This window comes from Pseudundibacterium arcticum, assembly GCF_042646465.1.
GTDB classification, from domain to species: domain Bacteria; phylum Pseudomonadota; class Gammaproteobacteria; order Burkholderiales; family Burkholderiaceae_D; genus Undibacterium_A; species Undibacterium_A arcticum.
In genome coordinates, this window is sequence record NZ_JBHRTP010000089.1 from 14,041 (window position 1) to 34,414 (window position 20,374).

Below are 20,374 nucleotides of genomic sequence, written 5' to 3' on the forward strand. Positions count from 1 at the left end.
TATGGACATGAATAACGAAACCTGCATTTCAGATCCACGCTGGCAATTCTGGGTCGATCGCGGCGGCACTTTCACCGATATCGTCGCGCGCCATCCCAGTGGCAAGCTGTTAACCCATAAATTGTTATCGGAAAACCCGGAGCAATACAAGGATGCGGCAGTCGCCGGCATCAAACGGCTGCTGGGTATCGAGCCGGACGACAACATTACGCCGGAACTGGTCGAAGCTGTGAAGATGGGTACCACCGTCGCGACCAATGCCTTACTTGAGCGAAAGGGCGATCCGACCGTATTATTGATTACCAAAGGCTTCCGCGATGCATTGCGTATTGCGTATCAAAACCGCCCCCGCCTGTTTGACCGCCATATCGTGCTGCCGGAACTGCTGTACAAAAAAGTCGTGGAAGTGGACGAACGGATCGGTGCCCACGGCGACATCATCCAACCGATCGACGCGGCACAGGTCAGGCAGGATTTAACCGCACTGTATGCCGAAGGCTATCGCGCGGTCGCCGTCGTTCTGATGCACGGCTACCGCTTCACGCAGCATGAGGAAATCATCGGCCGCATTGCCGCTGAATGCGGCTTTACGCAAATATCCGTATCGCACAAGGTCAGTCCAATGATGAAGCTGGTGTCGCGCGGCGACACCACGGTAGTCGATGCTTACCTGTCACCGATCCTGCGACGTTACGTCGACCAGGTCGCCAGCCAGATGGACGGCGTGCGCCTGTTATTCATGCAAAGCAACGGCGGTCTGACCGATGCCCACCGCTTCCAGGGCAAGGACTCGATCCTGTCGGGTCCGGCGGGCGGCATTGTCGGCATGGTACGCACCGCAAAAACCGCCGGTTTCGACAAGATTATCGGCTTTGACATGGGCGGCACATCGACTGACGTTTCACACTATGCCGGCGAGTTCGAACGTGAATTCGAAACCCAGGTCGCCGGAGTGCGGATGCGCGCGCCGATGATGAGTATCCATACCGTGGCAGCCGGTGGCGGCTCGATCCTGCATTTCGACGGCACGCGTTATCGCGTCGGGCCCGATAGCGCGGGCGCCAATCCCGGCCCGGCCAGCTACCGCCGCGGCGGCCAATTGGCCGTCACCGACTGCAATGTGATGCTGGGGAAGATCCAGCCCGGCTACTTCCCCAAAGTATTCGGCCCGCAGGCAGACCAGACGCTGGACCGCGCTGCAGTCGTGCAAAAATTCACCGAGATGGCAGAACACATCTGCCGCGCCACCGGCAACCGCCGAACCCCGGAAGAAGTCGCGGAAGGGTTCATTGAAATCGCAGTCGGCAATATGGCCAATGCGATCAAATTCATTTCAGTACAACGCGGCCACGATGTCACCGACTATACGCTCACCACCTTCGGCGGCGCCGGTGGCCAGCATGCCTGCCTGGTGGCCGATGCCCTGGGCATGACTCGCGTGTTCGCCCATCCTTTTGCTGGCGTATTGTCAGCCTACGGCATGGGGCTGGCCGATCAGACCGCGATGCGCGAGCAGGCGCTCGAATTCATCCTGGCGCCGTCCGTGATTAGCACACTGCAAGCCAGTCTGCAGGCGCTGGCCGCTGCAGCGCGCCAGGACTTGCTGGCACAGGGTGTCAATTCGGGCCAAATCGACGTCATCGAGCGTGTACATTTGCGTTACGACGGTACCGATTCCGTGATCGTGGTGCCGTTCGATTCGGTCGAAAACATGACCGTACAGTTCGAAGCCGCATACAAAAAACGCTATTCTTTCCTGATGAGCGACAAGGCGATGGTGGTCGAAGCGATTTCGGTCGAAGCGATCGGCCAGTCCGCCGACGGCGCCGAAGTGATCGAAGAACTGCCGCCGCGCGTCGGTGCGTTGCAGCCAGCCGAAATCGTCCGCCTGTTTTCGGGCGGTCAATGGCATGCCACCGCGCTCTATTTGCGCGAAGATACGCGGCCCGGCGATATCATCCACGGCCCGGCAATCATCGCGGAAAAAAATGCCACCAATGTGGTCGAGCCCGGCTGGCAAGCCGAGGTGACCCCGCTCAACCACCTGGTGCTCAATCGCGTCGAAGCCCGCCAGCAGCGCAAGGCGATCGGCACCACGGCCGATCCGGTGATGCTGGAAGTGTTCAATAACCTGTTCATGAGCATTGCCGAGCAGATGGGCCTGCGGCTGCAAAACACCGCGGTCTCGGTCAACATCAAGGAACGCCTCGATTTCTCGTGCGCACTGTTCGACCGCGACGGCAACCTGATCGCCAATGCGCCGCATATCCCAGTCCATCTCGGGTCGATGGGCGACAGCATCAAGACCATCATCACCGAGAATGCCGGCAAGATGCAGCCCGGCGATGTGTTCATGCTGAACGACCCATATCATGGCGGCACCCATTTGCCTGACATTACGGTGGTCACGCCGGCCTTCGACAAGGAAGGGAAAGACATCCTGTTCTACGTCGGCTCGCGCGGCCATCACGCCGATATCGGCGGCATCACGCCGGGTTCGATGCCGGCCAACAGTACCGTGGTCGAAGAAGAAGGCGTGTTGATCAACAACTTCCAGCTGGTGCGTGGCGGCCATTTCCTCGAACAGGAAACGGTTGCGCTGCTGTCGTACGGTAAATATCCGGCTCGCAACATCCCGCACAACCTGGCCGACCTGCGGGCGCAGATTGCCGCCAATCAGAAAGGTGTGGAGGAGTTGCTGAAGATGGTCGATCACTTCAGTCTCGACGTGGTGCAAGCGTACATGACGCACGTACAGGACAATGCCGAAGAGGCAGTACGTCGCGCGATCACGGCACTGAAAAATGGCAGCTACGAATACGCGCTCGACAATGGCGCCGTCATCAAGGTCGCGATCCGCGTCGATCACAAAACACGTACTGCCGACATCGATTTCACCGGCACGTCAGCACAGTTGAACAACAATTTCAATGCGCCGAGCTCTATCTGCATGGCGGCCGTATTGTACGTCTTCCGCACCCTGATCGATGAGGAAATTCCACTCAATGCGGGCTGTCTTAAACCGTTGAACGTGATCATTCCGGAAGGCTCGATGTTGAACCCACATTATCCGGCGGCCGTGGTGTCGGGCAATGTCGAGACATCCAGTTGCATCACCAATGCGTTGTACGGAGCACTTGGCATTCTTGGGTCGGCACCGGGAACAATGAACAATTTCACCTTCGGCAACGCGCAGTACCAGTATTACGAAACCATTGCCGGCGGCTCGGGTGCCGGCAGCGGCTTCAACGGCACCGACGTGGTGCAAACGCACATGACCAACTCGCGTCTGACCGATCCGGAAATACTCGAATGGCGTTACCCGGTACGACTCGACAGTTATGAAATCAACCCCGATTCCGGCGGCAAAGGTCAATGGCATGGCGGCAGCGGCGCCATCCGTAAGCTCAGGTTTCTCGAACCAATGACGGCTTCGATCCTGTCGAATAACCGGATCGTTCCGCCGTTCGGCGCCGCTGGCGGCGAACCTGGGAAATGCGGACGAAACTACGTAGTCCGCGTCGACGGTCAGCAGGAAGAGCTGAGCTTTGTCGCCACCACCGCCATGCAGCCAGGTGAAGTATTCGTGATTGAAACACCGGGCGGCGGTGGCTACGGCGCTTGGACCGCCGGGTAAATTTGCGTTAGCATCGGTAGACACCAGCTTGAAGAGTGTTGGTGATAGCTTGATCGTATTCAGTGCCACCACCATGCCAGCACCACGATTTTGTGGTGGTGGCACTGCGGGAGAAATGGAGTTCACCCATGCTATTTGACGGTTTTATCCAGCAGACTCTGGCCTCGTATTTCCTTGGCGGTTTAGTGAGCCTGTTGACTATTACCAATCCGCTGTCGAAGATCCCGCTATTTCTAGCGCTGACCAGCGATATGGACGCTGCCTTGCGGCGCCAGCAGGCGCGAAAAGCATGCATCTATGCCTTCATCATCCTGACAGTAAGCTTGTTCGGCGGCGTGCTTATCTTAAAGGGATTCGGGATATCTTTTGGCGCGTTACGCATTGCCGGCGGCTTGACCGTTGCGCTGCTCGGCTATCGGATGCTGTTTCAGAGTGCGGATACTTTCTCCGCTAGCGGACGGGCGGGGCAGCATATTGCATTTTTTCCACTGGCCATGCCGGGTATCAGTGGGCCGGGCGCCATTGCCGTGGTGATTGGCATCTCGACGGAAATTGCCGAGCTCAAGATTGGCATGAGAGAGGCGGCCGCCTATTTCGCGACAGTCGCAAGCATACTGCTGACATGCATATTAATTTGGTGCACTCTGCGGTTCGCACAACTCTTTTCTCGATGGATGGGCCAGGAGGGTATGGACGCATTGAATCGATTAATGGGCTTTGTGATGATCTGCATTGGCGTTCAGTTCGTTGGCTCCGGCGTGCGTACGTTCATGCTGGGGGCCTAAGACCAGGCGCAACAATCCACGCAATTGGTGCGTTGCTGCATCGACTCTTTTTCATTTTCCTGCTGGCGTTCACAAGGAGCTATCTTCTCAATTGGCGCCGGGTCCGGAAATCCACCGGATCGGTCATGGCAGTTCCGGGAAAGTCGGCCGCACATGAATGGGGCGGTGCAACGCGAATTAGAGATCGTTCAATGTTATCCTCGGTGCTCTCCACCAATCAGACGCGGGAACCATCATGGCAGGACAAACTGAGATCTCGAACATGGCCTTGTTCTGCGACTTCGAGAACGTCGCGCTCGGGGTGCGCGACGCGAAATATGCGCAGTTCGATATCCGGCGCGTACTCGAGCGCCTGCTGCTCAAGGGCAGCATCGTGGTCAAGAAGGCGTATTGCGACTGGGATCGCTACAAGGAATTCAAAGGCACGATGCACGAAGCGGCGTTCGAACTGATCGAGATACCGCACGTGCGCCAGTCCGGCAAGAATTCAGCCGACATCCGCATGGTCGTCGACGCGCTCGACCTGTGCTATACCAAATCCCATGTCGATGCCTTCGTCATCATTAGCGGCGACTCCGATTTTTCGCCGCTGGTATCGAAGCTGCGCGAGAACAATAAATACGTGATCGGTATCGGCGTGAAGGATTCGACGTCGGATCTGCTCAGTGCCAATTGCGACGAATTCATTTTTTACGATGACCTGGTGCGCGAGCAAAAGCCCAAACGCAAACCGGTTGAGAAAAAAGCGCCGGCAAAGGCCGCTGCCAATGGCACGGTAAAAGCAACGCAGCCGAAGAGCGAAGACGACAAGCGGCAGGAAGCCTTCGATTTCATTGTCGAAACCATTGAAGCCTTGAGCGCCGAGCGTGGCGAGGACAAGATGTGGGGATCGATGGTGAAACAAACGATGAAGCGGCGCAGGCCCGGATTCACCGAATCGGCATACGGCTACCGATCGTTCAGGGAACTGGTAGAGGATGCACAGAAACACCATCTTCTGCAGATGGTACGCGACGAGAAGTCGGGCCAGTATACGGTGCGTTTGCCGGCCGCTGACGAATAGTCGAGCGGAATAGCCAAGCGCGACATCGACGGTCCGATTCTGATCCAAGCAGGCGTTCACCATCCACCATGAACACGAGCGCACTTGATGCGGCCGTGTTCATGACGTGGTTAGGTGGTGAATCTCCTATCCTGTGTACTTGCCCGGCTGGACGAACTTGCTCGTTAATACATCTGTAAAATTTTTATCGATTTACCAGCGTATCAGCGGCACAGATATCCCGGGCAGAATGCCAGCCACTGCCAGTATCACCAAGATCAACAAAATGATGAAGAGCACGCGCACGATTTGCCCAATCGGCGCCGGCAACGGCAGCATACCGATGAGCCACCAGATCAATCCAAAGACAATCAGATACACAATCAGGCTAATTATTAAGCTCATTTTTTTCCTTTAGCGTGGTTAAGTAAACGTTATCCCAACCTGCGTTGCCGGCAGATTGCCGTTTCTAGTCTTATTCCTGGACAGCGACGTTATCAGCAGGCAGCCAGGATGTACCAGGCGCCCAGGCGACGATGGCCGATACCGCAGCTGCACAGAACAAAACGGTTGCGGCGGCTGTAATGATCAGGTGCAAGGAAGGGAAATGTTTGGTGGCGGATCGCATGGCGAATTCCTATCATGGTTGGACTTCTCAAACACGCCGCACACTGTTGTAGCGGCAAAGCAGGTTTCTAATATCCCACTCAATGTAAAGATTGTCCACTTCCACTTCCATCAGTTCGGTGCGATAGCGTACATAGCGGCACATTATTTTTTTCTGAGTGGATTAGCGCTCAATAAAATTCGAAAATCTGTCGCTAATCGGTTTTTCACAAAAGCCATTCGTGCGCAGGTCAACCAATTCCTACCCGTAACGTTATTGGCTTAGTGACTATGAAAAGTCCGAGCTTTTCAACTTAATTATTTAAAAGGATTCCATGAATAAATTATTCGCCACTCTGATCGCTGGCTTGTTTGCCACTTCCGTTTTCGCACAGGCCCCTGCTCCTGCATCACCAGCGGTTGTTAAGGCTGAGACAAAAGCTGCCAGTGCGGATGTTAAGGCTGAAAAATCCGAAGTCAAAACCGATGTTAAGGCTGACGTAAAAGTAGATAAGGCCGAAGCCAACGCCGCTAAGAGCAAAGCAAAAGCACGTGCAAAAGCGGCCAAAGCAAAATCCAAAGCCAATGCTAAAGTTGCAGAAGCTAAAGTGGATGCCGGCGCTGACAAAGCGGCAGCGAAAGCTGACACCGCGGCTGTTAAAGCAGAAGGCAAAGCAGATGTAAAAGCAGCGCCTGCCAAGTAATTGTTTTTGTTGCGGTAAAAAAAAAAAGCAGGCTCGCCTGCTTTTTTTTCGTCTAATGTGTGGTCGCGCGCCGAGTTAAATGCACTGTGGCAATAAAGTGGCTGCACCGAGTAGTTCGCACCGAGTGCTCAGCCGAACGGCTTGACGCCGATCAGCCAGCCATGCAGAAATTCGGCGAACAGTCCCCACGCCAGCAATCCGACCACCACGACCTTCGCGTCGCCCGCCAGAGTACCGGCGCGATAGACCACGCCGGCGGCCCGGTCGCGCCTGCGCGCCGCCCGAAAACCCAGCACCGACCAGATCAGGAAGGCGCCAAACAGCAACACGTCGGTCAGGCTGCCATTCGACAGCAAATGCGCCAGCGCCCAGATGCTCACGCCCAGCATCATCGGGTGGCCCACAGCCGCCTTGAGCCGGCTGCCCGGAACATAAGTCGCAGCGAGCAGGATAAATGCCAGCATCGTCAGCAGTGCCGTCAGATGGCGCATCCCAAGGTCCGGCTCCCAGAGCACCACCGGTTGTGCCCGGCTGAGGCCATAACCCCAGATGATCAAGCCCAAGCCCAGCACCGACAGCAGCGAATACGCACCCTTCCAGAGGTTCCCGCCAAGGCGGGTGATCTGCCGCGCGCGCCAGCCGTCAGCCACCATGCGTACCGAATGCACGCCAAGAAAAAGCAGCAAGCCGAGAATCAGAATGGTCATGGCAGTTTCCTAAAAGTGAGACGTTTGACTGAAGATCGACAAAAAATCCGATCCCTTGCTTGCATTGCAGAAAGCAGAAAGCAGAAAGCACGATAGGTCAGGAATCACTTGGTGTCACGCAGACGCCGCAACAAGGCTTCGACGCTGTCACTGATGGGCACGCCATGCTGGCGCAGTAGTTGCACGTGCAGCACCAGGTTTTCCAGCACCAGCTTGGCGGCCACCGCCAACAGTGCCAGATGACGGTCTTCGTCGCTAAAGCCGTCCATTGCCGCCGCCATCTCGCACAAATGATTGGCGACCAGCGCGCGCAGCGCATCCTCTTCAAACGGCAGGTCGGCAAAGTCGATCGGGTCTTCCCGTTCGACTTCCTGGATCAGCGCTTCCAGTTGCTGCGGGGTAATCGGCATGCTATGGCTCCTGTCAGAAAGGCAAGTGTATTCTAGATCAGGGCACTCACTGCCATTCACGTGGATCAACGCAGTAATATTCTCTGAGAGCAGCAAACAGGGCTGGGTGCTCTTGCCCCAACGCCACGGATTTTTCAAAAAAAGCCTCGGTCGCCACGGCAAAAAATTCTGCAGGATTGGTGGCGCCATAATGATCGATGACGCTCACGGACTGATGCCGTGCAGCCTCTTGCAAGAGTGCAAACTCCTGCAAAAAGACCGCGGACCAGCGTTCATAACGTGCCCTGCTCATCAGGTACGGTGCACCATTTGTGCTGCCGGATTCGCTATCGAGTTGATGCGCGAATTCATGCAGCACCACGTCGTGCCCAACCTCGTGGCCAACGCCAAGGTCGGCGTTGCTGCGCTTGACATGATCCCATGCCAGGATCACGCGATCATCACTCCAGGATTCGCCCAGCAAGGCGTCATTGCGACGCGTGACCAACCCGCCAGCAGCGACCTCGGACCGCGGCACAATGAAGGCCGATGGATACACCAGGATGAATGCGAGATCGGGATACACCCGCGTGGCGCGATTCAGTAGCAACAGACATGCCTTGCCGGCAATCGTTACCCTGATCTCATCGGTGATGGTCAAGCCATCACATCCGACAAACTTTTTCTGGTGCAGGAATTGTTGTATCAGGCGCTTGAGCTGCAGCTGAAGATCGGCCGGCATTTTGGTAAAGACCGGCACATTCATGCGCAGAATCTGCGCGTAATGACGCGGAAAGGGGCGCGCAATGGCGCGTTGCAAGCGAAATTTCGGTAGCCAGAACAGGAGCCCGATCCCCAGCATCAACAGCATCGTCAGCAGGATGAACGTCATTACACTGCCCGACCTTCTGCGTTGTCCATTGCCGCCTCCATGAATTCCCTTCCGTTCTGGTGAATGATCAATAGATGGGACGGGCGAAGCGAAAAGCAATAGACGGCCAAACCTTCATTGGTGTGCGCCAATGGCAGTGCTTGATTGAGCAAACCTGCATGAGAGCGTGGCTGGTCGCCTGCTCACTTGGAAATGCGGAACGTTCCAGGAGTGTAGATCCGCGTTATTCGCTTTCTTTCTTTTTATTTTCTGTGAGATCTGGTGCGCGCTCCCCCGTTGCGAGCCGCTCGTCCAGCGCAGCAAGGACCGATTTAGGATCGGTCGGCTGCTGATATGCCGTCGCCTCGGGATCGTGGCGATCTTTGATAGGTAAATCGCGTCGCAACTCTTCTATCAGGTTAATTAGTTTGGTAGTTTTCTGTTCGGTTAGCAAATTTACCTGTAGTTCCAGATACGTTCGCCGTTCCTCAAGCTTGGCCAGACGGTTTTGCTTAATCAGAACCACTATCATGGTCAAAAACGCGCCTAGTCCGACAATGCCTTGCAGCCAAGGAAATGGCGGTGGATCAACGGTCGCGAAACCCAACTGGTGCAACCAGACATTAGCCAATATCCAGAGCACGACAAAAAGCACAATGGCACCAAGATACAACGGGCGTCCCAGAGAACCGCTGATGGTTTCGAGCGTTCGCTGGGAGCGAGTGATATGTTGTTCTTCGTCCAAGTAGAACGCCAGAATGCTTTCGATATTTTGGCCAATCGGATCCAGATCCCGTGCAGATGATTGCGCCGGGGTATCTGCAGGTGCGGCCGTCGAAGGGGGTGTTTTAGTGTTCATTAGCCAGGTTAGGGGTCAATTACCGCGGCACACACATCGGTAGGTGCCGCCGCAATATGTCCAATCAGAGGCACCATCTTGAGGCCGGCAGACGCTATTCGACATGGCGCGGCCAAGACACCGCAACCAGACAATATCAGCGGGATTAGCAGCGCGCAAATTATAGTTTTTATGATAGTCATCATCCAGGAAGCAATTTACGTGTGATTGAGTGAAGTTACGCAGATTTTCGCTTCTCAAGCGGGATTTGGTCGTTGTATTGCCTCAATGAAGGGCTTTGCATGCAAAACGAAGGAATGGAATCTTATTTGTAGCGATCGCGATGCTTGATGCGCCGTTCGTGCAGGGCCCGTTACGGATATGCGCGATCATTGCGGTGGTTTCACCGTTCCGCAGCTTGCACTGATCCATCGACCGCTGATATCGGCATGCTCATTGAACGGGATTGCCTTGCACAAGGCCATCGAATTCAGTTCGCCCTGAGAAGCTTTCCGGGCTCGTGAGAGTTCCTTCCGCGGTGCCATTCCCCTTCAGCCTGGCGCTGGAACAAACGAAGTCCATTCTGTATTTGTTTCCGATATGGCTCGCGTTCTTAGCAGTACATCCTGATCGATTTTGATAAAAATCGAGCGGGTTCTTTTGGTCCGCCATTGCCTGGGTAACGCAAGCCTTGGACATTGCTGCGCCATTTTGAATGTCGGGTAGCTCAAATCCGTTCTGTTTGGCCAGGGCCATCAAATTTTGCATTTGATCTGGCGGAATCAGCGGCACCAGGTTCAACAGATCTGACGTCGTTGTCATTTCCCATAATCCGGGGCGCATGTGGTGGTCTGCCGCGTTTGCAGTTGACACCAACAATGCGGATACGAAAACAAGGGGAGCAAGGGTCCTGCGCATTAAATCTCCTGAAGGCAATTGATGTGACACAACTTTCAGAGAGCGCATCACCGAGGAAGTTCAGAATATTGTCGGATTCACACAATGTTTATTGTTGCCATATGTAATTATCGGGCGAGGCAGGCGACTCCGTGAATGTCACCTTTTGGTCGCACCAAAGCGGATACCAATAGTCGACGCGGCTCGGCGTGAGAACGCCAAGTTCAAGGGGGAGAATGCGCTTTGATGCATGCGCATGAACGCCAATGCAATCCGGGATTCGGCTACCGGCATACCTGATGAAACGCTCTTGCGCTCCTGCCTCAAGCCTGCGGCGTCAAGCCCAGCACAATGTCAATGCGTGCTGCGAGTTCGCCCTGATGTTCCTGGCTGGGTAAAAACGGCACCATCACCGACGCCCGCTGCCTGGGGTCGCGGATGCTGCGCAATACGCCATCGCGTTCGTTTAGCGGGTGACCCTGCACGTACAGCTGGGTGGTCAGCAATTCCCGGCCGCCCTTGCGCAACTTGACGTGGATATGCGGCGTGCGGCCGGGATACGGCACCGGCTTGATAGTGCGGAAGAGGTATTCGCCGGTCCGGCCGGTCTCGAAGCGGCCAAAACCCTGGAAATTAGCATCGTTTCTGGCGCTGGCATCGGCCGAATGAATGTAATGGCCGTTGTGATCGACCTGCCAGATTTCAATCACCACCCCGCCCAAGGGATTGCCGTGCAGATCGAGAATGCGCCCGGTCAAATGGGTAATCTCGCCCGCGGCGCGCGTCTTGTGCCCGTTAATGATGAGCAAATCGTTATCCTGATCGAGCGGCAGCTTGTCAGGGTAGAACGGGCCTTCCGTCTGCGCCGGCGTCGTGATCAGGCTTTGCGCCCATGCCCCGTGCGCGTTGTATGCCAGCGCACCGAGCAACAGACCGTTCAGCAAGGTGCGGCGCTTATTTTTACTATCATCCCTATCACGCGGCAGCGATTGGCGCGGTTCGGATGGTGCGGTTTCGGCGTCAGGCATCGCATTGCCCTTGATTGTTCGTCACTTGATCTGAGAGTCGAAAAAACCGTCGAAGTTGCCATCGTGCTGAGACGAATCGATGCGCAGGATGCCGCCACGACGCCGCGTTGATTTGAAAAAAACAGGGGGTATTCGTTAAAACATGCAGGTTTGCGCACGTTTTTATTGTGCCTTTAAAAATACACCAGGATGTATATGTAGTATCAGGCAAATATCAAACATGCGGCGCAATATGCTTCGCGCTTGACGCGCTACGGGATATGTCCTACGGACTTACTTGACTGCAAAACAATACAGCAAGCCCGCACTGCCGGTGCTGGCCAGCGCATCGAGGCTGCAGCCCTTGGACGGATGGGCAGCGTTCCACGATCTGGATGCTTCGTCGTCTTTCAGGCCGAGGCGGTCATGATGGCCGAGCATGGCTGCGCCTTCGCCGCTCTTGGTCCAGTTGCCGCAGGTCATGTCCGCGTCGCCCTCTATAGCCCGGCCGTCGGGCTGTGATCCGGTCAGCATGTCGTGCATATTGGGCTTATCGCCACGGCCATTGACCACTTCGCCTTTTTCAGTGACAGCCGTCTGCTTGTCAATCTTGTTGCTGCTGTGCAGTTCATCAACGCTGCTGCCAATGACCACACCCTTGGCGTTTTGCCACGGCCCCGACCCGATGCGGTCGCGCGCATTGACTGCAGGCGCACCCGCAGTGGCGCTGGTGCTGAGATAGGCATGCCAGGTATGGCCGCTGCCGGCACCAACTGCATTGGCCAGCGCCTGGCAATGCTGATCCGCACCCGCCAAGCCCCCCAGATCGCCACCCTTGCCGGGGTTGCTGCTACTGACAAAGAACGTCATCGGATTTTGGCCCTGGCTTTGCGCCGAACTCTGCATCTGCGAACAAGCTGTCAACAGGCCCAACAGGGCCGTAGCGGCGCAGGCAAGTAGCGGTAATCTGATCGGGGTGCGCATGGCAGTCTCCTGTTGTTTTTCGCGGTTATTCTTGCTGGCAGCGTCTGAATCAAATTTTTAGTCTAGCCGATGCGGTTTCAATAGCAAGTCGGTGAAGCGCACCCTGGAGTGTTGGCGAAAACGTTGTAAGGTCCAAATGTTGGGCTTTCCAGCCCAACCTACGCGCTACGTGCTGCCAGGCTGAAGCAGAGCGCATGGCGCACCCACCAACCCAGGATAAGGCTGGCTAATTGAGCGCGAGGTTTAGCGTGCCCCAGATCTTGAACGGGAAGACAAACGGCTGCTGTCTCGGGTCGAGATGGGTGTCATCGAGACAACCTTTAAAGCTGCCGCCATCCGATTGGCCCGCCAGCGACAGCGTGATGGAAAAGCGCGCCACCCCTTTGCCGCAACCCATCGCGTTGGAGTCCAGTGCCGCCGGCCACGTGACCGCACCGCCCGTGATCCGGCCCGTCTGAATGGTGCCGTCAGCGTGCAGCCAGGACCAACTGCCGCCCACGACAGTCACGGCGGAACCGAGTCCGCCTTGGCCTTTGTAATTGATGCTCGCGGTCCAGGTGCCGCCAGTGCTGTCGTTCGTCCAGCAATCACAGGCCTTATTGTCCGTACCCGCAAAGACCACGCCTGTCACGCTATTCCCGGCGCGCTTCCCGTCGAACAGCTCATGGCCGGAAAAGCCCGCATTCTGCGGCCCCTTCAGATGTCCAAAGCTGCAACCGGCGAGGGCAACGAACAGCGCCGCAGTGATCCATCCCTTTGAGCGGATTGCCACTCGATTGTGCAGAAACCTATTCATATTATTCTCCGGTACCGGAACTGAACAATTTGAATTTTATTCCCGCAGGCTAAATAAACAATGCGCAAACTCAAGCCTCCGGCGTCAATCGCAGCACAATGTCAAAAGCGCGCTGCGAGTTTGCCTTTATGTTCTTTGCTGCGTGAAAACGGCACCATTACCGCGATAGCTCCGCTGTGCGCAAGCGCTAATGCTTATAGCGAATCGCTGATCTTACAGGACCGATAAGATTGATAAAATGCAACTAAGTTGGCCTGCAGGTTTTTATGGCAATTTAGTGCCGCAAGAAAGATAGGTAACTGGCGCGGAATGGCCTTTGGTGAAGCGGTCGCTTGAGTTGAAGCTCAATGCCGCGGCCCAAATTCAAGAAACTGATCGCTGTGAATGGCGGTAGGGGATAACCTGCAATTGAAGATGGGCACGTTAGCGTGCCTGTATTCCCACATTAGACTTTGGACATTGGAGCGTGATATGGCGTGTGATTACAAAAAAGCACTGGATTTAGCTAACGCAGGAAAATGGGATGCGGCCCACGTATTGGTGCAGTCTCATTCCGACGAATTGTCTTGCCAGATTCATGGTTATCTACATCGGGTAGAAGGCGATATCGGCAACGCAACATACTGGTATGGGCGGGGTGGCACCGTCTTGCCGAAGAATAGCCTGGAAGTGGAGCTGGCGCGTTTGTACCGCAAGATCGATGAGGCCTGACAAGCCGATGCTGGAATAGGGCCAGCGTTATGCATCCATGGTGCGTATGGCGCACCCAACTCGCAGTAGGTGGCTCGGTGGGGCCCAGCCAAGACCGGCCCAGCCAGGAAAGGCCCAGCCAGGAGAGGCCGACCACTGCCTTTTCGTCAGCGTGTGCTATCTTGAAACTTCGGGGTTTCGGTCGGCGCCGGTGCCGGCCCGCCGCTCACCTTGGCTCGTTAAACTTGAACGCGAGCCCCTTACAGGAGTTGGGAGATGGAAATCGAGTTCCACTGCGCCTCTGGTTCCCCCTATGCATGGCGAGTATGGCTGGCGCTTGAACACAAGGCATTGGCTTACGATCTGAAAATGCTTTCCTTCTCCGCGGGCGACCTGCAGAAACCGGAGTTCCTGGTCCTCAACCCGCGGCACAAGGTGCCGGTGATCGTGGACCACGGCTTCGCGCTATACGAGTCGGCGGCGATCTTGGAATATCTGGAAGATACCTATCCCGATTCGGGCGGCCGGTTATTTCCACCCGGGGCGAAGTCGCGGGCGTTGGTCCGGCGCCTGGTGCGCGAAGCCGATGAGTACCTGGCACGGGCGCTGGAAGCGATGGTCGACGAGATCCTGTTCAAGCCGGCTGCCGAATGGAACGGGGCAGCGATTGCGCACGCTCGAGACACATTCGCGCAAGAACTCGCCCATTTCGAGTGCGCGCTCAACAGCGATTTCCTGGTCGAGGGCGCCGGGGCGGCGGATTTTACGCTTTACCCGCTGATTGCCCTTGCGCTACGCATGGAACTCCGAAAACCCGACCTGGCGCTGCGCAGCGCCGTCGGTCCGAAGCTTGGCGCGTGGATGCAACGCGTGGAGGCGCTGCCTTATTTCGCCAGGACCTACCCGCCACATTGGAAGTCGTCGTGAGGGGGATGGCCTGCAGCCAGTCAGCAGGATGGGTTGTTGCTCTTGCTTTGGTCGCGCGATTGTTCTCCATCGTTGTGGCCCCGCAATCCAGACAAAAATTGAGGCTGTGTCAGCGTTCAAGACCGTAAGGCGTAAATCGTCGTGCGCTGATTGACCCACTACGAATTGCGCCTCACGAACGTGATTGTGCGTGCAAGATGAGCCTGACTTTAGCCTGACTTCAGCCAGACCCGGCAACGGTCGATGGCAAGTTCGCGGCCATCAGCTTCCTTCCTCGCAATGAGTGCCGGGTCGATAAATAAGGAATAATGGAGGGCAGGGCGCAATGCAGTGCTGACAACCTCGTCTGCCCTCTATCAGTCATACCCCATCAATACACCAACCCGCAACACAGAAAGAGAAAAATGACTACCTTAAAAGCCATCATGGAAACCAGCAAGGGCACTATCAACATCACCCTTTTTGCTGATCAGACACCGGTCACGGTTGCCAGCTTCGTCAACCTCGCTAATCGCGGATACTACAACGGGCTCAAGTTTCATCGCGTCATCGCCAATTTCATGATCCAGGGCGGCTGCCCGCAAGGCACTGGAACGGGTGGCCCTGGCTATGATTTTGAAGATGAATTTGCGAAAGGACTGCGTCATGACAAGGCCGGAATATTGTCGATGGCCAACTCCGGACCGGCCAGCAACGGCAGCCAGTTCTTCATCACCCACGGCCCGACGCCGCATCTCGACGGCAAGCACACCGTGTTCGGCGCCGTGGTCAGCAGCGAAGACCAGAAAGTGGTCAACAGTATCGCCAAGGATGACATCATCGAAAAAGTGACGATTGAAGGCGATGCTTCCGAGTTGATGAAGCAGGTCGAAGACAAGCTGACAAAGTGGAATCAGATCATCGACAAAAAATTCCCCAACCTCAAGCCGAACGCGGCTTAACGCGTCAATAACGGGGGCAATCACTGCCTTCGCGTATCGTGGCGTGGGCACGCTTCCGTGCCCACGCGGCGGGTAAGTCCGTCGGCACAACTACTGCCTGACCTGCGTGATTTACCTGACTCAGTTCTCTTTCCTCAAGCTAACGACGTCGCTTATGCGGCGTGCGGCGCAATGCGCTGCGCTTATTGACGCCCTACGGTACGTCTGACAGTTTTCAACGCTCTTGCCTCAATGGCTTGTAACAAAACGTGGGAGTATCGGTTAAAACAGGACGTTCCCGCACGTATTGATTGCGGCTTCAAAAATACACTGGGATGTATCAAATCCGTAGACGCAACTCGTAGGGCGTCAATAAGCGCAGCGCATTGCGCCGCATGCTTAAAGTGTGCGCCTTACCGTCCTAAATGCATCGCGCCGCAAGCCGTCCTACGAATTACGTCTTACGGCCTTGTGGGCGTGTATTAAGACCGTAACGCTAAGTTGTAGGGCGTCAATAAGCGCAGCCCTTGCAGGGCGCATATCCGCTTGCATGCGGATACCGTTTCGCAGGCGTGGGGCAGTGCCCCACGAAACCCCTGCTACACCATTGCGCCGCATGCTTACGGCGCGCGGCTTTCGGGCCTTATTCAGCATATCGCTGCCACCAGCGCTGGCCAGGTTGCGGTTGAACCAGGTCCAGCTGTTCACCCATCTGCGGCGTGCTCATGGCCACGCCGGCCTGTTCCGCCAGCGTGACGATGCGGTCAAATGGCTCTTGCCAGGCGTGCATGGCAAGGTCGAAAGTGCCGTTATGGATAGGCATAAGGTGCTTGCCGCGCAAATCCAGGTGCGCCTGCAAAGTCTGCTCCGGCTGCATATGGATGTCGGGCCAGTCTTGGCCGTAGGCGCCGGTCTCCATCAAGGTGACGTCGAACGGGCCGTATTTTTCGCCTATGGCTTTGAAACCGTCGAAATAGCCGGTATCGCCGCTGAAGAACACCCGCATATCGCCATCCTGTATCACCCAGGAAGCCCACAGGGTCTGATTGCCGTCAAACAGTCCGCGCCCTGAAAAATGCTGCGAGGGCGTCGCCACCAATTGCAGTCCAGCGATGCTGGTAGATTGCCACCAATCGAGTTGCTGCACTTTGGCAGCCGGGACCCCCCATTTGATCAGCGTATCGCCCACGCCCAGTGGCGTCAGGAAATGCTCTACCTTGTCGGCCAGTTGCATGATGGCAGCGTAGTCCAGATGGTCGTAATGGTCGTGCGACAGTATCACGCCTTTAACAGGCGGCAAATCGGCGATGCCGATAGGTGTTTGATGGAAGCGCTGCGGCCCCATCCACTGCACCGGTGAAGCGCGCTCGGAAAATACCGGATCGGTCAGCCAGAACTCGCCGCGCAATTTCAGCAGCATGGTCGAATGCCCAAGGCGATACAAGGAGCGGTCCGGTGCCGCCAGCAAAGCTGCCCGGCTCAATGCCTGTACCGGTATGGGCTGGGCCGGCACGGTATTGGCCGGTTTATTAAAAATGAATTGCCATATCAGTTGCACGGTTTTCGCGAAGCCGGGCTTGTGCTTGGCCGCCGGATTTTTGAATTTGCCCGCTTCTTGCTGTGGCGATTCAGAGTAGCGAGGAGTGTTACAAGCAGTGAGTACGCCGGTAGCCATGATGGTCAATCTCCTATGAATATAAATTACACTGCACAGTGTAGTTTCGTGAAGTATAGTTTGCACTCGCCAAAAAGTAAACTCCTCAGTGTAAAATAATTGCATCCTGAATAAAGGCCCCGCCTCGACCCATACAATGTTAAATCCACAACGCCTGACCGATCGCAAGCGCGAAGCCATATTGCAGGCCGCCATCACTGAATTCCGCAGCCACGGCTTCGAGGCCACCAGCATGGACAAGATCGCCGCCAGTGCCGCAGTCTCCAAACGTACCGTGTACAACCATTTCCCCAGCAAAGACGATTTGTTCGCGGCGATCTTGCAGCAGCTTTGGGAAAGCAGCGCTGCTATCACCGAGCTCTGCTATCGGGCAGACGTGCCCTTGCGCGCGCAGTTGCTGGAATTGATGCAGCAAAAAATGCGCATGCTGAACGATGCATATTTCATGGACCTGGCCAGGGTAGCCATCGCAGCGACCATCCATTCACCGGAACGTGCCAAGGAAATGATAGCCCGCATGGATAAACGCGAAGAAGGCGTCACTGCCTGGATACGCGCCGCGCAGGCCGATGGAAAACTTAAGTCAGTGGACCCGGAGTTCGCCGCGCATCTGCTGCAAGGGCAATTGAAGGCTTTCGCCTTCTGGCCGCAGATCGCGATGGGACAAGCGCCGCTCGATGAGCCCCAGCAAGCGGCAGTCGTGCAAACTGCAGTGGATATGTTCCTGGGTTATTTCTGGACTAAAGCAAGCTGAGGCGGGTTGTCCTGAAAGCGATGCATGAAGGAACGATGGGCTAACTATGACTCGAGCGCAGCATGGACGATGCGAATTTCGCCCATGAGCCCGGCGAGCAGGCTGCCACCTGTGATTTCAGCAGCGCTTGGCCGGTGCAATTGCTCAAGGTCCCCGCGCCCACGTTCATGTATTTGATCAATGCAAGTGCGCCGGATGCTACTAAACTGACGACCATCAAGTGGCGGCACTCGCGAGTGAGCGTTCGCCGACCATACGAGAATCAGGATATCTGCGATGACCATTCATCTCGATCACACCATAGTGCCATCACGCAACAAGACTGCTTCTGCAAAGCTCCTGGCCGAGCTTCTTGGGGTGGCTTGGGCAGAAACGGGAGAAGGGCCATTTGCCCCTGTCTACGTTAATGATGGATTGACGCTCGACTTCATAGAAACGGATGAATCCTATCTACCACTTCTGCTTTCGCGTCGGACAGGAAGAGTTCGATGCCATTCTTGGGCGCATCAAGGCGGCTGGAATCAAGTATCGCAGCACGGTACGCGGCCCCGTGGATATGCAGGTCAACACGCAATTTGGCAATATCTACTGGAACGAGCCCGACGGGCACCAGTGGGAGATGCTGACAGTCAGCTATGCGCGGCCGACGCGCTGACTCTTTGACCTATGCTGGCGCCGCCTAACCCATCAAATCAGGCGGACAGCCCATGACGACCTCGGTGCCGTCCGATCTTCATGGTTTTGCAAAAAAATAGGGGAGTATCAGCAAAAATAGGCATGCTCCCGCAGGTATTTCCTGTGCTTTTAAAAATACACAGGGAGGTATGTTTGGGGAGCATGCGGCGCAATGGTGCAGCAGGGATTTCGTGGGGCACTGCCCGGCGCCTGCGGAACGGTATCCGCTTGCAAGCGCTGCGCTAATTACCTTACGAATTGCGGCTTAAAGTCTTCATCTACGCAACACGGCGTCGTTATTCCAGCGTGTATTTTTTCGGTAAGAAAATTCAGCGATGCAATCGATTCAACGCAACGCCCCGAAAACCTTGCCGATGATCTTGCTACCACTGCCGATCGGATCCTGGCGAATCGCTTTTTCTTCCTCTCCGATCATCGTATACAGGCCATCTAGCGTGCGTTGCGTTACATAGCTTTCAACGGTGGCTTGCTGTTGTCCCAGGCCCAGCTTCGATATCTGACCCATCACGCCGTTGTACTGGGCGGACAGGCCGGAGCGGTCGGTGACCTTCTTCACCACAGGCAGGAACGTGACGCTGAGCTGGTCGGACGTCTTTTCACGAAAAAATTGGGTGACCGAGGTGTCGCCGCCAGTCAGGATATTTTTTGCATCGGTCACCGACATTGACTTCACTGCCTTGAGCAGCAGCGGTTTGGCCATCGGCACCGCCGCCTCGGCCGCGCGATTCATCGACACCACCAAGTCATCCAGGTGTTGGCCACGACCGGTCATCTTCAACAACGGCCGTGCCTGTTCCAGTATCCCCGGCAACTGGATCTTCACCTTGTCGTTATTCAGGAAACCATTTTCGACACCGAGTTTGGCAACCGCCGCAACCGAACCCTTTTCCAGCGCTGCCTTCAGGCCGCTGCTGGCATCCTGATTCGACAGATCTGCCAACGAAAACGCCAGCGCGCCCGATGCAACCAGGCACAGCGGTAAGAACAGTGATTTTGCGGAAAGACGTATTGGCATGGCGGACTCCAGTTCGTTGACATGACGCGGTATGCGCGCTGAATAAGATTGGAAAATATACCCGATGCCCGCGGATCGCGTAGCAATCGCTCATGCCTGCGATGTGGATGGCGACGTGGCGCGTCTTTTCAATTTAAACAATACCGCGTACGTGGGCTATCGGTAGGTTGGTGCTGAGCTTGCGAAGCCCAACATTCGGTAGCGAAATCTATGCGTACCAAATGTTGGGCTTTGTAGCCCAACCTACCGAGCTGATCGATAGACTTGGCATGAAGGATAAACCTGCAGTCGTATATCCGGCATCGATGGTGGGCTCTGTAGAGGCCCATGCCGACATGGAATCTGCGTCACCATTGCGCCAATCGTTACAAGCGGCAATACGTTCGTAGGGCGTCAATAAGCGCAGCGCATCGCGCCGCATGCCTACTCCTGAT

Annotated in this window: 22 protein-coding genes; 9 read left to right on the plus strand and 13 right to left on the minus strand. The window is 55.9% G+C overall.

Going from position 1 to position 20,374, the window contains the following annotated elements; all coding sequences use genetic code 11:
• The first annotated feature begins 7 nt into the window (after nucleotides 1-7).
• The 3 genes from ACFOFO_RS22950 (at nucleotide 8) to ACFOFO_RS22960 (ending at nucleotide 5,485) form a co-directional block, all read left to right on the plus strand.
• Complete coding sequence (locus tag ACFOFO_RS22950) at nucleotides 8-3,637, plus strand: hydantoinase B/oxoprolinase family protein (protein ID WP_390323891.1); 3,630 nt, start codon at nucleotides 8-10, stop codon at nucleotides 3,635-3,637.
• 128 nt (nucleotides 3,638-3,765) lie between these two features.
• Nucleotides 3,766-4,422, plus strand: a complete 657-nt coding sequence (locus ACFOFO_RS22955; protein ID WP_390332990.1) for a MarC family NAAT transporter — start codon at nucleotides 3,766-3,768, stop codon at nucleotides 4,420-4,422.
• 235 nt (nucleotides 4,423-4,657) lie between these two features.
• On the plus strand, nucleotides 4,658-5,485 hold the full coding sequence (locus ACFOFO_RS22960; RefSeq protein WP_390332992.1) for an NYN domain-containing protein: 828 nt from the start codon (nucleotides 4,658-4,660) through the stop codon (nucleotides 5,483-5,485).
• A 192-nt stretch (nucleotides 5,486-5,677) separates the two neighbouring features.
• Here ACFOFO_RS22960 and ACFOFO_RS22965 read toward each other — a convergent pair whose 3' ends face one another.
• Entirely contained in the window at nucleotides 5,678-5,869 is a 192-nt protein-coding gene (locus ACFOFO_RS22965) for a Thivi_2564 family membrane protein (protein WP_390323893.1), read from the minus strand.
• 70 nt (nucleotides 5,870-5,939) lie between these two features.
• The gene (locus tag ACFOFO_RS22970) at nucleotides 5,940-6,092 is read right to left on the minus strand and encodes a hypothetical protein (protein WP_390323894.1); all 153 of its coding nucleotides are present in this window, start codon (nucleotides 6,090-6,092) and stop codon (nucleotides 5,940-5,942) included.
• 313 nt (nucleotides 6,093-6,405) lie between these two features.
• On the opposite strand from ACFOFO_RS22970, the gene ACFOFO_RS22975 reads away from it, so the two are divergent.
• Nucleotides 6,406-6,774, plus strand: coding sequence for a hypothetical protein (locus ACFOFO_RS22975; RefSeq protein ID WP_390323895.1), 369 nt, complete (start codon nucleotides 6,406-6,408; stop codon nucleotides 6,772-6,774).
• Nucleotides 6,775-6,902: 128 nt separating this feature from the next.
• Here ACFOFO_RS22975 and ACFOFO_RS22980 read toward each other — a convergent pair whose 3' ends face one another.
• The 9 genes from ACFOFO_RS22980 to ACFOFO_RS23020 all read right to left on the minus strand — a co-directional run bounded on the left by ACFOFO_RS22980 (nucleotide 6,903) and on the right by ACFOFO_RS23020 (nucleotide 13,263).
• Nucleotides 6,903-7,481 carry an NnrU family protein gene (locus ACFOFO_RS22980; protein ID WP_390332993.1) on the minus strand — a complete coding sequence of 193 codons (579 nt, stop codon included), beginning with the start codon at nucleotides 7,479-7,481 and terminating at the stop codon, nucleotides 6,903-6,905.
• Between the two features lie 104 nt (nucleotides 7,482-7,585).
• Nucleotides 7,586-7,891, minus strand: a complete 306-nt coding sequence (locus ACFOFO_RS22985; RefSeq protein ID WP_390328022.1) for a hypothetical protein — start codon at nucleotides 7,889-7,891, stop codon at nucleotides 7,586-7,588.
• A gap of 46 nt (nucleotides 7,892-7,937) precedes the next feature.
• Nucleotides 7,938-8,762, minus strand: a complete 825-nt coding sequence (locus ACFOFO_RS22990) for a M90 family metallopeptidase (protein WP_390332996.1) — start codon at nucleotides 8,760-8,762, stop codon at nucleotides 7,938-7,940.
• Between the two features lie 223 nt (nucleotides 8,763-8,985).
• Nucleotides 8,986-9,600, minus strand: coding sequence for a DUF1003 domain-containing protein (locus tag ACFOFO_RS22995; RefSeq protein WP_390323900.1), 615 nt, complete (start codon nucleotides 9,598-9,600; stop codon nucleotides 8,986-8,988).
• A gap of 8 nt (nucleotides 9,601-9,608) precedes the next feature.
• The gene (locus ACFOFO_RS23000) at nucleotides 9,609-9,782 is read right to left on the minus strand and encodes a DUF6726 family protein (RefSeq protein WP_390323902.1); all 174 of its coding nucleotides are present in this window, start codon (nucleotides 9,780-9,782) and stop codon (nucleotides 9,609-9,611) included.
• 250 nt (nucleotides 9,783-10,032) lie between these two features.
• Nucleotides 10,033-10,497 (minus strand): DUF3617 domain-containing protein, encoded by a 465-nt coding sequence (locus ACFOFO_RS23005; protein ID WP_390323903.1) that lies wholly within the window; start codon nucleotides 10,495-10,497, stop codon nucleotides 10,033-10,035.
• Between the two features lie 302 nt (nucleotides 10,498-10,799).
• Nucleotides 10,800-11,504 (minus strand): dioxygenase family protein, encoded by a 705-nt coding sequence (locus ACFOFO_RS23010; RefSeq protein ID WP_390332998.1) that lies wholly within the window; start codon nucleotides 11,502-11,504, stop codon nucleotides 10,800-10,802.
• Nucleotides 11,505-11,777: 273 nt separating this feature from the next.
• The gene (locus ACFOFO_RS23015; RefSeq protein ID WP_390333000.1) at nucleotides 11,778-12,467 is read right to left on the minus strand and encodes a hypothetical protein; all 690 of its coding nucleotides are present in this window, start codon (nucleotides 12,465-12,467) and stop codon (nucleotides 11,778-11,780) included.
• 226 nt (nucleotides 12,468-12,693) lie between these two features.
• Nucleotides 12,694-13,263 carry a hypothetical protein gene (locus ACFOFO_RS23020; protein WP_390323908.1) on the minus strand — a complete coding sequence of 190 codons (570 nt, stop codon included), beginning with the start codon at nucleotides 13,261-13,263 and terminating at the stop codon, nucleotides 12,694-12,696.
• Nucleotides 13,264-13,734: 471 nt separating this feature from the next.
• On the opposite strand from ACFOFO_RS23020, the gene ACFOFO_RS23025 reads away from it, so the two are divergent.
• From ACFOFO_RS23025 to ACFOFO_RS23035, 3 genes are all read left to right on the plus strand, one after another.
• Complete coding sequence (locus tag ACFOFO_RS23025; protein ID WP_390323909.1) at nucleotides 13,735-13,974, plus strand: hypothetical protein; 240 nt, start codon at nucleotides 13,735-13,737, stop codon at nucleotides 13,972-13,974.
• A 255-nt stretch (nucleotides 13,975-14,229) separates the two neighbouring features.
• Nucleotides 14,230-14,880 carry a glutathione S-transferase family protein gene (locus ACFOFO_RS23030; protein ID WP_390323911.1) on the plus strand — a complete coding sequence of 217 codons (651 nt, stop codon included), beginning with the start codon at nucleotides 14,230-14,232 and terminating at the stop codon, nucleotides 14,878-14,880.
• Between the two features lie 404 nt (nucleotides 14,881-15,284).
• Nucleotides 15,285-15,821, plus strand: a complete 537-nt coding sequence (locus ACFOFO_RS23035; RefSeq protein WP_390333002.1) for a peptidylprolyl isomerase — start codon at nucleotides 15,285-15,287, stop codon at nucleotides 15,819-15,821.
• Nucleotides 15,822-16,443: 622 nt separating this feature from the next.
• On the opposite strand, the gene ACFOFO_RS23040 is transcribed toward ACFOFO_RS23035, so the two are convergent.
• Entirely contained in the window at nucleotides 16,444-17,475 is a 1,032-nt protein-coding gene (locus tag ACFOFO_RS23040; protein ID WP_390333005.1) for an MBL fold metallo-hydrolase, read from the minus strand.
• A gap of 136 nt (nucleotides 17,476-17,611) precedes the next feature.
• Here ACFOFO_RS23040 and ACFOFO_RS23045 point away from each other — a divergent pair, with 136 nt between their 5' ends.
• Together ACFOFO_RS23045 and ACFOFO_RS23050 are read left to right on the plus strand one after the other, a co-directional pair.
• Nucleotides 17,612-18,229 (plus strand): TetR/AcrR family transcriptional regulator, encoded by a 618-nt coding sequence (locus tag ACFOFO_RS23045; protein WP_390323913.1) that lies wholly within the window; start codon nucleotides 17,612-17,614, stop codon nucleotides 18,227-18,229.
• 439 nt (nucleotides 18,230-18,668) lie between these two features.
• On the plus strand, nucleotides 18,669-18,884 hold the full coding sequence (locus ACFOFO_RS23050) for a VOC family protein (RefSeq protein WP_390323915.1): 216 nt from the start codon (nucleotides 18,669-18,671) through the stop codon (nucleotides 18,882-18,884).
• A gap of 366 nt (nucleotides 18,885-19,250) precedes the next feature.
• Here the strand turns inward: ACFOFO_RS23050 and ACFOFO_RS23055 are convergent, their stop codons facing one another.
• Nucleotides 19,251-19,940, minus strand: coding sequence for a DUF4197 domain-containing protein (locus tag ACFOFO_RS23055; RefSeq protein ID WP_390323916.1), 690 nt, complete (start codon nucleotides 19,938-19,940; stop codon nucleotides 19,251-19,253).
• Between the last annotated feature and the right edge of the window lie 434 nt (nucleotides 19,941-20,374).